13 protein-coding genes and 1 other annotated feature are annotated in these 13,001 nt (G+C 25.3%); of the genes, 1 reads left to right on the top strand and 12 read right to left on the bottom strand.

What is annotated here, in order from left to right; genetic code table 11:
• From CSBG_RS03630 to CSBG_RS03605, 6 genes are all read right to left on the bottom strand, one after another.
• Positions 1–194, bottom strand: a 194-nt coding sequence (locus CSBG_RS03630; RefSeq protein WP_008677163.1) for a transposase, incomplete at its 3' end; no start/stop codon positions are given.
• Between the two features lie 82 nt (positions 195–276).
• Positions 277–594: a GTPase gene (locus CSBG_RS03625; protein WP_008677162.1), complete on the bottom strand. Its 318-nt coding sequence runs from the start codon at positions 592–594 to the stop codon at positions 277–279.
• Between the two features lie 521 nt (positions 595–1,115).
• Positions 1,116–1,298: a MarR family transcriptional regulator gene (locus tag CSBG_RS03620; RefSeq protein WP_008677161.1), complete on the bottom strand. Its 183-nt coding sequence runs from the start codon at positions 1,296–1,298 to the stop codon at positions 1,116–1,118.
• Positions 1,299–1,656: 358 nt separating this feature from the next.
• Positions 1,657–3,318 carry a glutamate--tRNA ligase gene (gltX, locus tag CSBG_RS03615; RefSeq protein WP_008677160.1) on the bottom strand — a complete coding sequence of 554 codons (1,662 nt, stop codon included), beginning with the start codon at positions 3,316–3,318 and terminating at the stop codon, positions 1,657–1,659.
• Positions 3,319–3,379: 61 nt separating this feature from the next.
• Positions 3,380–3,616, bottom strand: a binding site (T-box leader).
• A gap of 83 nt (positions 3,617–3,699) precedes the next feature.
• A complete protein-coding gene (locus CSBG_RS03610; RefSeq protein WP_008677159.1) occupies positions 3,700–4,233 on the bottom strand; it encodes a permease in 534 nt (177 codons plus the stop codon).
• Positions 4,230–4,715: a hypothetical protein gene (locus tag CSBG_RS03605; RefSeq protein ID WP_008677158.1), complete on the bottom strand. Its 486-nt coding sequence runs from the start codon at positions 4,713–4,715 to the stop codon at positions 4,230–4,232. The genes CSBG_RS03610 and CSBG_RS03605 overlap by 4 nt, the downstream gene beginning before the upstream one ends.
• Before the next feature lie 283 nt (positions 4,716–4,998).
• Here CSBG_RS03605 and CSBG_RS03600 point away from each other — a divergent pair, with 283 nt between their 5' ends.
• On the top strand, positions 4,999–6,195 hold the full coding sequence (locus CSBG_RS03600; RefSeq protein WP_008677157.1) for a glycoside hydrolase family 3 N-terminal domain-containing protein: 1,197 nt from the start codon (positions 4,999–5,001) through the stop codon (positions 6,193–6,195).
• A gap of 167 nt (positions 6,196–6,362) precedes the next feature.
• On the opposite strand, the gene CSBG_RS03595 is transcribed toward CSBG_RS03600, so the two are convergent.
• The 6 genes from CSBG_RS03595 to CSBG_RS03570 all read right to left on the bottom strand — a co-directional run bounded on the left by CSBG_RS03595 (position 6,363) and on the right by CSBG_RS03570 (position 12,895).
• Complete coding sequence (locus tag CSBG_RS03595) at positions 6,363–7,043, bottom strand: hypothetical protein (RefSeq protein WP_008677155.1); 681 nt, start codon at positions 7,041–7,043, stop codon at positions 6,363–6,365.
• A 145-nt stretch (positions 7,044–7,188) separates the two neighbouring features.
• A complete protein-coding gene (locus tag CSBG_RS03590; RefSeq protein WP_008677153.1) occupies positions 7,189–9,042 on the bottom strand; it encodes a DUF4173 domain-containing protein in 1,854 nt (617 codons plus the stop codon).
• Positions 9,043–9,058: 16 nt separating this feature from the next.
• Complete coding sequence (locus CSBG_RS03585; RefSeq protein WP_008677151.1) at positions 9,059–9,265, bottom strand: helix-turn-helix transcriptional regulator; 207 nt, start codon at positions 9,263–9,265, stop codon at positions 9,059–9,061.
• Between the two features lie 14 nt (positions 9,266–9,279).
• The gene (locus CSBG_RS03580; protein WP_008677149.1) at positions 9,280–9,774 is read right to left on the bottom strand and encodes a DUF2975 domain-containing protein; all 495 of its coding nucleotides are present in this window, start codon (positions 9,772–9,774) and stop codon (positions 9,280–9,282) included.
• A 459-nt stretch (positions 9,775–10,233) separates the two neighbouring features.
• Positions 10,234–11,421: a pentapeptide repeat-containing protein gene (locus CSBG_RS03575; RefSeq protein ID WP_008677147.1), complete on the bottom strand. Its 1,188-nt coding sequence runs from the start codon at positions 11,419–11,421 to the stop codon at positions 10,234–10,236.
• A 79-nt stretch (positions 11,422–11,500) separates the two neighbouring features.
• The gene (locus CSBG_RS03570; protein WP_008677146.1) at positions 11,501–12,895 is read right to left on the bottom strand and encodes a PLP-dependent aminotransferase family protein; all 1,395 of its coding nucleotides are present in this window, start codon (positions 12,893–12,895) and stop codon (positions 11,501–11,503) included.
• Positions 12,896–13,001: the final 106 nt, after the last annotated feature.

Raw genomic sequence — 13,001 nt, 5'->3', positions numbered from 1 at the left:
AATTCATATGGAGTTTCTTTTCTTTCATATTTATTTCTACCTAAATGTTCTTCCATTTCTCCTTCTAATATATTTTCAAGAACATCTTTAACAAGCTTCTGAATAAGCCCATTTTTCCCCATAACATCATCAATAGTTTTACATTTCTTTACTTCCTCATTGTAATCAAAGTTGGTATTAATATTCTTTGTCATAATTTTTCCTCCTAAATTTATATAGTATATTATTCCAAAACCACCAGCTGTTCATACAAAAAAACAGTAGTTAGTTTTGTTTTTACACAAAACTAACTACTGTCCCTGAAAAATAGCTTTTTCTACTTAATATATTATGAATTATTGCATCTCCACTTTTATTATTTATCCTATCTAATAGTACCCAATCTCCAACAACAGGATAATCAAATATACTATTTGAAGAATATGCTAACTTCCCTGATACCTTTGCAAGTATTTCTCCCTCTACTGTTATTACCTTATACATATCTTTATATTGTACTGCTACTCTAGCAATATATAAATTACTATCATACATACTTGCTTCGTTAATATATCTTTGATTTAATCCTAAATTTAATAAGTTATTATTATTCAATTCTTAATCCTCCAAATTTTTTTAATATGGAGGAAATCACTAATTGATAATTAATAATTCAAATAAAACTTCTTAGACATTTTTACTATCCTACTAATAAATCATATTTAATCAAAAAAACTCAATTATCCATTATGCATTCTTAATTATCAATTATACTGAAGTTTCCTCCTTGTTTAATGCATTATCCATTTTAAAATTACTTAAAATATACACCATAAAACATCACATCCTTTCAAATAATTAATGGTATAAACTCTGCATAGATATATAATAAAGAATTACATTATTACCATTATTTATATAATATATTTTATATGAATATTTGTATACAAATTTTTTCAATTAACTTTAATAAGGTATATTACTAAAAATCAAACTAAGACATTATAAAATAAATCCCATTTTCAGATATTAAGATATCAAATTATTATATAATTATACTTTCAAGATTTTAAATTATAATAATTCCTTGTAAATAAAAAAAGACTACTTAATTTAAATAGTCCTTTTAAAGCATTTTAGTCGTTCTTTATTTGCCAATAACATCTTTTTGGAGAATAAATCTTTTCTTCCTTTTTAAGTTTATCCATAACCTTTGAAACTTCTTTTTTGTCTATTCCTGTTCCTTCTGCAACTGCAGTAGCATTTAATGGCTTATCGTTTTTAGTAAAGAAATCTAAAACTACATCATAATTTTCCATATGTTCATCTCCTTTTATATTCATTAATATAATTTTACATAATAATATACATCAATTTCAATAATTATTTTTAGTTTTTTAAAATTATTAACTAATATTTAATATCTGCAATTGTAATATTATAAAACTAATTTTTTCATACTTTATTTCGATTTTCTTATAAGTATTTATATGTTTTATAATAATATTCAAATTATATACATCTTTAAATAATTTTAAGCTTCATTGTTAAATTATTTTTATTTTCATATATAATTTAATCTATATAAAATATTCAAAAAGGGCGTCGCGTAACGCGACCCCCTTTTTATTATAATCAGAAATCAAAATTTTTCTTATTCTTTTTCGAATATTCCTACTATAGATTTAAAAAATTCTCAAATCTAGATCTTACCTTATCTTCACCTAATATTTGCATAATAGTATAAAGATCTGGAGTATTACTTCTATGAGATAAAGCAGCTCTTACAGCTCCAGCAACATCAGAAATCATTCCCTTAAATGCATCTGGATTTGCTTTATATTCTTTTCTATTTGCACAGTATCCAAGTTCTGCTCCAATAACCTTTAATTCTTCAAACCAATTTTCTTGGCTTCCTGAATTAAAGTTGAATTTATCTTTATATACTTTAATTATTTCTTTTGCATTTTCTAAGCTTAAAGTCTTTGGAAGCTCAACATTTTCTGCTGTTTCCTTATTGAATAATTCATCAAAGAAGTAATCCACTTTTCCTCTTACTTCATCCCACTTAGCAAAGTCTTTTCTTGGCTTTGGACCTTCTTTGTCTATATTGAAGATTTCTTTTGACATCTTTTCATTAGATTTTACTAAATCGTACATTTCCTTATCGAACTCTTTAGCCCAAGCTGTATAGTAATCATAAACTACATCTGCTTTCATTTTGCAAATAACTTCTTTACTTACATCATTTAATTTAACTATATCAAATAATGCTCCTGATTTACTCATCTTATCTAAAGCAACTTCAAATTCATGATAATCTAAGCTAGGATTTTCTGATCTCCAATCTTCAAATGTAGAGTTTATTATGTTTAATAAGTACTCTATTACTGATACCATTGGATATCCAACTTCTTTGTAATATGAAACTGCGGCTTCAGCATCTTTTCTCTTTGATAATTTTCTCTTTGAACCATTATCATTTTTCATTATTGTTGGTATATGAGCATAATTTGGTCTTTCAAAACCTAATGTATCAAATAATTGTACGTGTATAGGTAATGATGAAAGCCATTCTTCACCTCTTATAACATGAGTAGTTCTCATTAATGCATCATCTATAGCATGTGCGAAATGATAAGTTGGAAGTCCATCTCCCTTTATTATAACTATATCTTGATTATTTTCTGGGAAACTTATATCCCCTTTTATTAAATCATGGAATTCTACTCTATTTTCTACATTTCCTGGTGACTTAAATCTAACTATGTAGCTTTCACCATTATTTATTTTTTCCATTGCTTCTTCAGGAGTTAAATTTCTATCCTTAGCAAATTCACCATAATATCCTGGTGTTATTTTAGCTGCAGTTTGCTTTTCTCTAAGCTCTGCTAATTCTTCTGTTGTATCAAATGCTGGATATGCTAATCCTTTTTTGATTAAATCTTTTGCAAAAGCTCTATAAATGTCAGCTCTTTCGCTTTGTCTATATGGACCATATTCACCTTTAGATGTTTTATCTCCAGTCATTCCTTCGTTAAAGTCCATTCCAAAATTGTGCATTGTTTGAATTGTATCTTCTATAGCACCCTCAACTTCTCTTTTTTGGTCAGTATCTTCTATTCTTAAGAAGAAAACACCTTCACTTTGGCTTGCTAATCTTTCATTTATTAAAGCTGCAAAAACCCCTCCAATATGTTGGAAGCCTGTTGGTGATGGTGCATATCTTGTAACGACTGCACCTTCTTTTAAATTTCTTTTTGGATACATTGCAACATAATCTTCTGGTGTTTTATCAACATTTGGAAATATTAATTCTGCTAATTTTTCAAAACTCATATTCATCTTCCTTCCGTAGTTTAAAATTTTATATAAATAAAAAAGCCCTTCATCCTATAAATATTAGGACGAAAGACAAAATTCCGCGTTACCACCTAAATTGATTAATTAGTTAAAATTAATCCACTCATTCTCTTTAAGGGAAGAATCCCATAAACCTACTGGCAATTTTTTTAATATGCTGTTTCAGTTTATAGCTCCGGAGCTTCCTTCAATAGCATCAATTTTTAAGCTTCCACCCCTGCTTAAATCTCTGTAAAATGACTATCTATCTACTTTTCTCTTTCATAGCTTATTATTTATAGTTTATCATAAACATTATAACTATACATTTATCATTTGTAAATAATTTTATACTATTCATTTCATAACATTATTTTTTCAATCTAAATTATCACTATAAAGTCTATCCAACTCATTTTTGGGCATTAATACTTGAACTAAATACCCCATTATTATTACTCCAGGTATATCAATCAAAAGTCTTGCTAAAGTAAATTTATATCCTAGTGAAGAAAACTCAAACATTAATGTAGATATTTTAGTTACACACCAAGCATTCATAAATATTATTATATTGCTAAATTTAACTCCTTTTTTTAGAAGAACTTTTGTAAATGGAAAAGCTGCATACATTGGCCCTGCTGCTATTGATCCTATCAACATAGCAAGAGAAATTCCTTTTATACCTGAATCGTCTCCCATGTATTTCATCATAGTTTCTCTTGGAATCCAAACATCCATAAGACCAAGCATTATCATTATTGGAGGTACTACTTCAGTCATTTGTTTAAAACTTGATAAAGCTATGCCAAATGACTTTATCCCTAACTCTTTATTAAAGACTGTTACTATTACCGTTACTATAAGTAATATAATAAAAAAAGAATATCTTTTAACTAAAGCTTTTATCATATAATTGTCACCACCATTCCAACAAAAAATGCTACTATTATTGAAAAAACAAAAGCTAATATATTCCTATAAATTGCTGCCCTTTTTCCTATATGCTTAGCTTCTAAAGGAATTGTAATTATCCCGATTAAAGTAAGAGTTGATATGAGAGCTGCAACTTGGGCTATACCTGCTCCATTTTTAAGTAACATATCTCCTGTAGAAAATGCAACAAATGTAGGCATCATTGCAATACTTCCTAAGACTGCAGACAAAAGTACTCCAAATATACCACTATTACCTCCAATTATATTAGATATCGTCTCTGGCTTTAATATTGCAAGGGTTAAACCAACTATTAAGATTATGCCTAAAAATTGAGGCAATATATTTTCTATTGACTTCCATCCTTTTAACAATGCCTTCTTAGTTTTTTCCTTATCTTTTCTATATGATATTAAAAATAATATAGCTGCTGCTAAATAAAGTATTAAACTACTCATTTTATTTCACTTCTAAAAATTTATTATCAATATTATTATATAAGTTAAATTTAATTAGGTGAAAACATGATTTTCAATTAAAACTTAAAATATAAACTCTATATAAAATCAATAAAAATTACCCAATTGTGTATATATACATATAATATAGTTATAATTAATAATATATAAATTGCTAAAAAGTATCTTTAATTAAGAATTATCCTAAGTTATATATTTAAGATAAATTTAAAATCTATATTGCAATTTTGTATAAAAACTTTAAAAGTATTGGAGACATAATATGAAAAAATCAATTTTAGTTATTTCTATCATTTTGTTATTTATAGCTTCTTTTATTGTAAGTTATAAATATTTTAATTCTAAAAAAACAAATGAAAACACAAACGGAGAAGAAATCTTTGATTCAATTATAGATAACGGCTCAGATAATAATTCAAATAATAATCAAAATCAGTTCCCTAATGAAGATATCAACTTAAAAAAGGCAAAAGAATTATTGTCTACTATGACATTAGAGGAAAAAATTGGACAAATGTTTTTTATTAGGTGTATGAAAGATAGTGCACTTGAAGATTTACAAAACTATAAGGTTGGAGGATTTATTTTATTTGATAATAATATAAAGGATGAAACTAAAGAATCTTTAACTCAAACATTATCAAATTATCAAAGCAACTCAAAAATAAAACTTCTAATCGGAATAGATGAAGAAGGTGGAATCGTTAATAGGTTAAGTTGGTATCCTGAATTTAGGGCTGTTCCTTTTTATTCACCTCAAGAATTATATAATGAAGGTGGATACCCATTAATAGCCAGCGATACTAAAGAAAAAGCTGAACTATTAAAAAGCATAGGAATTAATATGAATTTAGCACCCGTATGCGATGTATCAGTAAATCCAAATGATTTTATTTATCCTAGAACTTTTGGCATGAATGCTTTAGAAACATCTAAGTATATTGAAACAGTAGTAAATACTATGAATGAAAATAAAATAGGATCTGCATTAAAACACTTTCCTGGTTATGGAAACAATGTAGATACTCATACTGGAATATCTGTCGATGAAAGGAGTTATGAAAGCTTTCAAAATTCTGATTTTCTACCTTTTAAGGCTGGAATTGATGCAGGAGCTAGTAGTATATTAGTATCTCATAATATCGTAAAGTCAATGGATGCAAATCTTCCTGCATCACTTTCTCCGAGTGTTCATAAAATCATTAGAAATGATTTAAAATTTGATGGAGTAATTATGACTGATGATTTACAAATGAGTGCTATAAAAGAATATATTGGTGATTCTACATCTGCAGTATTAGCCATAATTGCTGGTAATGACTTAATAATAGCCTCTGATTTTGATGTGCAAATACCATCTGTGCTAGAATCTATAAGAGCTGGAGAAATTCAAGAAGAACGTATAAATGAGTCTGTATTAAGAATTCTTAAGTTAAAATTTGATTTAGGGATAATTTAATAGGATAACTTTATAATTTTTAAACTTATAGTCTGACATATCACTATAAGTAATAAACAAAAAAATTGAGCATATATAAGTTTGATTTTATCCCTCCCTGAGAGTAACACAAACTTATATATGCCCAATTAAAAATGAAGAAAATAACTTCGTAAATAATTTACACTTTATTCCTCGCTACTATCATCTTTAAAAGCTTCTTTATCTTTATAATTATTATTAACTTCTTTATTAACTTTTCCTACTTCATATAAAATTCTATTTTCTATTCCTTTTATTCCTTTAGTTAATTTAGTATATTGCTTATTAACAAATGAATTTTCATTTCCACTAAGTTCTAAGTATCCTTTTTCTACTTCCATAGCTGCTTTAGTTTTACCAAAATCATTTGCATTTCTTAATTTATGCCTAGCTGATATTAATTTCTTCAAACTCTCTTCAACTATTACTCCATCACTATTTTCATTAAATTTTATTCTGTTTTTAGTATTAATACTTTCATCCTTTTTATTTTTTTCTTCTAACTTATTCTGTTTTTCTAAAGCTTCTTTTTCTTTTTCTATCAGTCTCATTTGTTGTATTTCAGATTCTACTTCAGCAATTTTTTTATTTATCTCTTCAAGCTTCATTCTCTTTTCTTTAGGATCCATTTCAGTTTCTTGAAGTTCTATTTTTTGTTCTTTAAAATCCTCTTTTAATCGCTGCAAGTTTTTTATTATTTGATTTGAACTTTTTTCTACAGCTACACTTTTTCTCTCTTCAACTTTTTCTTTCTTTTGATTTTGTGAAGCTTCTTTAAGCCTATTATATATTGGATTATCCCAATTATTTATTCTTTGAATCTGCATAAAATCCCCCCTTAACTTATTTAGATTATCGTTTCTTTTAGGCGGTCCTTTATCATTTTCTATTGTTTATATCTTCTGAATAAATTCCTAATAAATTTTATTCAAGCTTAAATCTTATTACATTAATTTTAAAATAATTAGTTTTTTATTTAAAAATCCTATTATTAAAGTAGTTATATTCATACCAGTGTTTAGTAATAGCCCTTTTATTATACCAATCGTAATAATACTTGCTTTCTATTAAACCTTTATCATAGCCTTCTTTTACTGCATCCTGAGCATCTAAGGATAATCTAGTCAAATATCTATCATCTATTTCATGTTTCGTATTAATTATATTTATATTTTGCCTTACTATATAATTATCTATATTAATATAATTCAAACATAAATATATAGTTAATCCCACAATTGCTGTTGGCTTAAACAAATACTTTCCTCTCCATATAAATGCAAGTAATATAATTAAAGAAATACATAAGAAAACTGTAAATGCTTGAACTAAAATTCTTAATCTAGTATATCCAAATTCCTCTATATATAAGTTCATCTTATATATAGCAGAAGCCCCCATATTTATAGTTAGTACTGTTATTATGCTATATAAAGAATTCAAAACATTTTTTACTCTTCTATTATTTGCTGATGTTTTAAAATTCATTATTGTTATCATTGATAAATTTACTATTACTAATGCAACTAGTTGGAAGAAACCATCTCTAGCATAGTCAGCAAAATTAAATCCAGCTGGTAAAGCCTTATTTAAATATAAATATGAAATTTGTATTTTAGTAAATACTAAATAAAGTATAGTTATTGAAATTAATATAGTAATTATTGTTGTTGAATTAAAATCTTTTTTTATTGAATTATTTTGTACATCTCTTACCTCTGTACAATTTAAACTATAGAATAACCCAAATACTAAAAACATTATTATTATTGCTATAATGGCTTTTAATATAAAGTCATAAATATTTTCTATATTAAGATATCTCCATATATTTGCTAAATAATAACTAAATATCTCATCTGCACCTGCAAGTAAGATACCGAGTATTATAATTAAAGGTATTGATATAAGTAATCCAATTAATATTGATTTAATATGATTATTTTCTTTTTTAATATTCCCTTTTTTTAATGTTTCTCTTAATACTGAAGGGATTTTAGTTGAATTGCTTAGCGATTGTCCTATAATTATTTCTAAAAATGATGTTCCAAAACCTATTAACTTGAATTCAATATTTTTAAATGTTAATAATAAAAATCCTGAAAACAGCGAAATTGGTATAACCAATAAATTTAACACTCTGAAGAATTCATTTGTAAAAATACCATAAGTAAATGATAAAATTATACTAGATGCTACAAAGAAATACCCAAGAAAACTTTTATTTTTTACTCCTACAATTAACATAAAAATTATCGTCATTAAAATTGTTAAAACAGCAACTGAAATACCTAAATATCCAAAAATAAACTTTGAGAATAATATTCCAACACCTAAAGAGAAGGCTATAAGAATTAATGCTTTATTAGTATCCATTTTTTGTTTTTCAATATCTATTTTAGAATTTCTTATTTTATATTTACTATTCATATTTATAAATTCTTTTAATGAGTCAACTGCTAAAGATTCATAATTATTTATTCTACATTGATCTAAAACATTTATAATAAGATCATTTTCCACTTTATTAATGTTATTTGCCCATCTACATTCTTCAAATACTAAACTTTCATCTATTAATTTTACTTCTGAATTAGTAGCGTCAATAAACATTAAACTAACATTATAGTCTTCTATATGAATCTTCTTGTTATAATTAATAATTGGAGAATCTTCAAATTCTATTCTTCCTTCTTTCCATCTCTCAATGCACTCTTCTGGTGTTTCTTCATTTTTCATTCCTATTATAGGGAATCGATTTTTTGATCGTTTTAATAAAAGGATTTTTTCTCCTTTCACTAAAACTAAAGCTACAGTATTGACCATATTTTCTACACCTCCATTATTCACTTATATATTCCAATATATCCCCTGGTTGACAATTAAGTTCTCTACAAATAGCTTCTAAAGTAGAAAATCTAATTGCTTTTGCTTTATTATTTTTTAATATAGAAAGGTTAGCATTAGTTATACCCACTCTTTCTGCTAACTCATTTAATGAAATTTTTCTTTTTGCCATCATAACATCTAAATTTACGATTATTCCCATACTATTCTCCTTCATCATATAGTTAAATCATTTTCTTCTTTGAACGTAACTGCCTTATCAAAAACCTTTGCTAATATAAATATAAAAGCTGATGCAAATAAAAATATAAATACTTCCATATCTGTATGAATCCCCATATTATCTACATATATAAATTTAAACTCTTTAAAATTTGAATTTATAAATAAATTAATAAAATAACATAAAGCTATTACTAATGATGATGATGATATTTTCTTGAAAGCAATTGCATTTGATCTGACAAATGGATCTCCAATTATTAATGTATTTATTATTCCTTTAAGCTGAAATACTATATAAAATAAACTGCTAATACCAATAACTAATAATACTATAACTATCCCTTTATTTATGACAATATCTTGTATTCCTCTTTTATAAAATGTAATATAGAATACTCCACCAGTAAGAGCTATTCCAAAAACTATTGTAATATTAAGTATAATAGATAGTACCTTAGATAAATTCTTTTCGTCTTTTAAATTCATAATAATCTCTCCTTTTCTAATAAATATATTAACATTCAATAAATCGTTTATCAAGTTTTTTTTATCGAAAAACAATATATTCTTATTTTATGTTATTATTTAACTTTATATATTCTTAAATTGATTTTACATAATATTTTATAGGAATTGTCATTAAATTATGTATAGAAAAAGTACTCACTCTATAGGAAAAAACTATATTAAATAAAAAAAATAATTCATAAAGATTAATGTGTAATTTTATAGATAAGGTAGCTTAAGATGTTACAAAATTAATACTTAGAGAATTAGATAATAATTTAAATTGTTAATTTAAAACTAAAAGAGGTGTTAAAAACACCTCTTGTTATTCGAATATTTTAATTAGTCTTAATTATGTAGGTACTTTAAATTTATTTCTAGTAACTACTTAGCTTTTATATTTTATAATATTCCTTATATTTATAACTATATTTATATTTATCTTACTATCTTTTTTACTAATGCTCCAGTTCCTATTCCCATCATTAAGACTCCTAATAACATTTCTATATTACTTAGCATATAAGAAATCGGAGCTGGTTGAGCCTCATTAAGTCCTACTGCTGCAAACATACCTACACTTAAATTTAAGCTTTCGTTATAATCCCTTAAAAATTCTCTAAATGTATGACCATTTTCTAAAAATGAATATCTAACAATTTGTTCATCTACTTTTATTCCAAAAATCAAATATAAAATCGAAAATACAAATATTACAAAAAGTGAAAAATATGCTGCATATAATGGTCTTTCTCCATATCCACAAGTTACTAATCCTAAAAATGACATTATTCTTGGGATAGGTTTTAAAACCTTTCTTTGTGTTTTTCTACACAAAAAATAATACTCACCAAAATTATTAACTAAGTTATTTTCCTTAAATTTATCTGCTATATTTTCATATACTGTATATATACCTTCATATTCATCTCTATTTTTCTTTCTTAATTTTATTTTATCTATAAATGTTTTTTCATCTAACTTACTTTTATATTTATCCCTAAATTCTAAGTCTTCTATATATGAATTTACTATTTTAGCACCAGATAAATCAGTATCTATTATTATTATTTTCTTTAAATCACAATTAAATATAATTCCACTTGTCATATCATTTAATTCAAAATTAGTATTTCTTAAATTGCACTTATTAAAAATGATATGTCCTATATCACAATTTAAGAATTTTGCATATACATTACATTCATTAAATTCACACGAAAAATTATCTTCCTTATTTAGATTAGGTGTCGTATCACTTTCTTGCTTAATAAAAATACATTCATCAAAAACTGCACCCCCACCTATGAAGTCGCAATTTATAAAATAGCATCCTATAAACTTACATCCCTTAAATTTTATATTGGAAAATTTGCAATTTATAAATTTCGTACAAATTATATCTGTATAACTTATCTCCTGAAATTCATCTTCACTTTTAGGATGCCCTCCACCTAAAATACTACCATTAAACTCTTTAAAACTATACTTTTCATTTGGAATATAATTACTAGATATATTTTTATCTTTCTTAATTTGATTAAATAATCTCTCATTATTTTTAGTTCTATTTTCGAATTGTATTTTAGCTTTATATACTTCTTCTTTAAAATTAATATAAGACATAATACATGCTCCTTACAAATGAGTATTTTATCCGCTTATATTATTATGTCTATATATTATTTTATTAATCACTTATTTATTATAGTTCCCAGGCTTCTTTTAATAATATTACTGCTTCTTCTATTTCTTTATTAGTTAAACTAGCATACCCTAAAAAAACTACACTTGCATTAATTTTCATATTTGAATATGAATTAGATAAACCTAATATCTTTATTTCTTTCTTATCTGCTTTTTTAATTAATTGCTCTTCTGTCATTCCATTATTAACCTTTAATAATAAATGTAAACCTGAGTTAGTACCTATTATTTCACTTCCTTTAAGATGTTTTTTTATTAATGACACTAAAAGCTCTCTTTTTTTCTTATATATATTTCTCATTTTGTTTAAATGTCTTTCAAAATACCCATCTTCCATAAATCTAAATAAAGATTGTTGATCTATCCTTGAAACTGTGCAAGTAAGAAAACTAAAATTCTTTCTATATATTTTAATTAATTCATTAGGTAAAACCATATATCCTATTCTAATTGAAGGTGCAAAGCATTTAGAAAAAGTTCCTAAATATATGACCTTCTCCATAGTATCTAAACTTTGAAGTGCAGGTATTGGTTTACCTTCAAATCTAAACTCACTATCATAATCATCTTCAATTATATATCTATTACTTTTTTCATTTGCCCAAGATAAAAGTTGCATTCTTCTACTTATTGGCATTATAGCTCCTGTAGGAAATTGATGAGATGGTGTTATATGAATTATATCTACATTGCTATTATTAAGATTTTCTATACTTATACCCTGACCATCTATATTTATAGGGTTAGCTTCTATTTTATGTGTCTTTAATATTTTTCTTATTTTATAATAACCTGGTTCTTCCATACCATAACTCTTATCACTACCTAAAATATTTATTAATATTTGAACTAAATACTCTGTTCCTGCTCCAATAACTATATTATCAGCAGTTGAATTAACTCCCCTAGAAAACCTTAAATAATTAGAAATAGCTTCCCTTAAATTTCTATCTCCTTGAGAATGTCCTATTTGTAATAAATTTTTATTTTCCTGATTTATTATATCTTTATTTATTTTTCTCCATGTTGCATAAGGAAAGCTTTCTAAATCCACTCTGCTTGAAAAAAACTCATATTTATACTTTTTTTTAACTACTTTTTTATTATCATCTTTATCATTAATTTGGCTAATATTTATTACTCCTTGCAGCTCCGATACATAATATCCTCTTTTAGGTTTTGATATTATATATCCTTCTGTAATAAGTTGTTCATATGCTGATTCTATTGTATTTTGGCTAATTTCTAAATGCTTAGAAAGCTTTCTCTTTGATGGTAGCTTGCTATTTGATTCTAACCTACCACTTTGAATTTCCTTTTTTATAAAATCATATAATTGTATATATAAAGGAACTCTACTGTTTTGATCTAAATTAATATTAATAAATTCCATATTATCTCCTTTTATATTTATAAAACTGACCTTACTAAATTAATCTAAACTGACACTTATCAAAGAATCAGTTTATGTATATAATAGTATCAGTGGTATTACTAAT

This window comes from Clostridium sp. 7_2_43FAA (assembly GCF_000158375.2).
GTDB classification, from domain to species: Bacteria; Bacillota; Clostridia; order Clostridiales; family Clostridiaceae; genus Clostridium; species Clostridium tertium.
Note: the sequence above shows the minus strand (reverse complement) of the source record. Positions and strands in the feature narration are given on the sequence as shown.